The sequence below is a fragment of the Microbacterium sp. HSID17254 genome (assembly GCF_003989315.1).
In the GTDB taxonomy this organism is placed as follows: Bacteria; Actinomycetota; Actinomycetes; order Actinomycetales; family Microbacteriaceae; genus Microbacterium.
In genome coordinates, this window is record NZ_RBLT01000212.1 from 1 (window position 1) to 727 (window position 727).

The 727-nt window shown below is 66.7% G+C and carries 1 protein-coding gene; it reads left to right on the forward strand.

Annotated features, from left to right (window positions below; genetic code table 11):
* Positions 1–124: 124 nt before the first annotated feature.
* Positions 125–625, forward strand: coding sequence for a histone-like nucleoid-structuring protein Lsr2 (locus tag D8M34_RS18650; protein ID WP_446723751.1), 501 nt, complete (start codon positions 125–127; stop codon positions 623–625).
* Positions 626–727: the final 102 nt, after the last annotated feature.

Consider the following 727-nt stretch of genomic DNA (forward strand, 5'->3'; position numbering starts at 1 on the left):
CAGGACCACCACGAGCGGAACCCTGCCGGAAGCCCTGCTGGTGACCTCGGCCGGTGCACTCGAGGAGGTCGTCGACGTCGTGGCGCTGGCCCCTGGGGGTGTCTGAGAGCCGTCCGGTCGCGTCGTGCGTTTCGCCGCAGATTATTCCTCGCTACGCTCACCACTCCTTGCTCTGATTGGCGATTGCGACGAGGGATCATTCATGGCTCGGATCGAACACGTCACCCTGGTGGATGACCTCGATGGCAGTTCCGCCGACGAGACCGTCGAATTCGTGATGGACGCCGTCACCTACGAGATCGATCTGAGCACCAGCAACGCCTCCGCTCTGCGTGACGCCCTCGCTCCCTTCGTCGCTGCAGCTCGCCGCCCCACCAGCGCCGCCGCCGCAGGGATGACTCGGGGCCGTCGACCGGGTGGTGCGGGCTCGACCGCAACCACCGAGCAGCGCGAACACAACAAGGCGATCCGTGAGTGGGCTCGCACGAACGGGTACACCATCGCCGCACGCGGCCGGATCCCCGCCGAAGTCGTCGACGGCTTCAACGAGAACGCCGGCCGGTCCGGTTCCACGCCCGGGCCCCGGGCCACTGCCTCGCAACCGCAGTTCCGCGAAGCCGGATGAACCTGGCCCCTTCCGTTCAGTGAAAAGGTAGCGCCTGCCATATCGCGCGGGTGTTCCCTGGCTGTCATTCGCGGAGTCGCGGTCCTTTACATCCCTGTCGTC